General features: G+C 56.1%; 1 protein-coding gene and 1 pseudogene. Both read left to right on the top strand.

Going from position 1 to position 1,391, the window contains the following annotated elements; translation table 11 throughout:
• Nucleotides 1-502, top strand: a 502-nt coding sequence (locus tag H5U08_RS18800) for an ABC transporter permease (RefSeq protein WP_297036693.1), incomplete at its 5' end; no start/stop codon positions are given.
• A pseudogene (locus H5U08_RS18805) lies at nt 499-1,391 on the top strand (hypothetical protein); the annotation flags it as partial. The gene H5U08_RS18800 and the pseudogene H5U08_RS18805, both read left to right, overlap by 4 nt.

A 1,391-nucleotide genomic window follows, 5' to 3' on the forward strand; every position in this document is an offset into this window, starting at 1 on the left:
GTTCCCCATGATTGGATTGCATTCCGAAGGGGCGGAAAACTTCTCCTGGCCCCGATATCTTTTGGACTATCTCTGGCATGCTTTTTTGCCCGTTATGTGCCTCTCCCTTTTCAGTCTGGCGGGCCTGGCGATGTATGCCCGGACGAGCATGTTGGAGGTCATCTCGCAGGATTACATCCGTACTGCCCGGGCCAAAGGTCTTTCCGAGTTTACCGTCATCTTCAAGCACGCATTACGGAACGCTCTCATTCCCATTCTCACATTGTTTTCCAGCTTTTTGCCCGCACTTTTGGGCGGGAGCGTTCTCGTCGAGTACATCTTCGGAATACACGGAATGGGCCGCCTGAGCTGGGAATCCATAGAACAGAAAGACTATCCCACGCTGATGGCGCTCATTTACATCGACGCCATCATCGTTCTGTTGAGCATCCTTTTGACGGACATTCTCTACGTGCTGGTGGATCCGCGGATTACCTTTTCCGCTCAAGGTGAGGAGAAATGACCGCCGGTCAGTCCTACTGGCAAATTGTTTGGAAGCAGTTCCGCAGGAACCCGTTTTCGGTGGGTTCGCTGTGGGTTCTGGCAGTGCTTTTTCTGCTTGCCATCTTTGCTCCCGTGCTCGCCTCCAATATTCCCTTTTACTATCACGATGAGCGTGGGACGGCGTGGCCGTGGTTTCGAGCGCTCTTCAATCCCGAGCAAGCCGTGGATTACTGGTTCAACCTGGCCCTGGTGGCCTTTTTCCCGTGGCTGCTCGGCGTGGTCATCCACGCTGTTCGGTACCGCCGCCGTTATCCGGACAGGCTGCTTCCTGCGGGAAGATACGCGGCGGCCTATGTCCTGGCCATCCTGGCACTTGGCGGCCTCCTCATGATCCCCGGCGTCCGTCCCGACAACCGCTACCGTGCCCGAACATTCCCCGAAGAGGAGTTCGCCCGCCAGGGGACAGCCCGGGCTGTGTATCCCCTGATTCCCTTCGGGCCGACCGAACAGGACATGGACTCGCCAGTCAAACCCCCGCTCTATCGCAAGCCGCAGTTCACAACAGACCCCGTCACCGGTGAGAAAATTCTCTTCTGGCGAAAGAGCAACGACGGCTTTCCCCACATTTTGGGCACAGACGACGTGGGGCGGGATGTCCTCGTAAGGATGATTTACGGGTTGCGGATTTCCCTCACGGTTGGTTTTGTGGCCGTGGGAATTTACATGGTTATTGGAATCGTGCTGGGGGCTGTCGCCGGTTATTACGGCGGGTTCGTGGATATTCTCATCTCGCGTATCATCGAGGTGATCATGCTCTTTCCCGCGTTTTTTCTGATCCTGACACTCGTGGGGCTGTTGGGCCAGAGTATTTACATCATCATGGTGGTCATCGGGTTTACCGGCTGGCC

This window comes from Thermogutta sp., from assembly GCF_014359955.1.
Taxonomy (GTDB): Bacteria; Planctomycetota; Planctomycetia; order Pirellulales; family Thermoguttaceae; genus Thermogutta.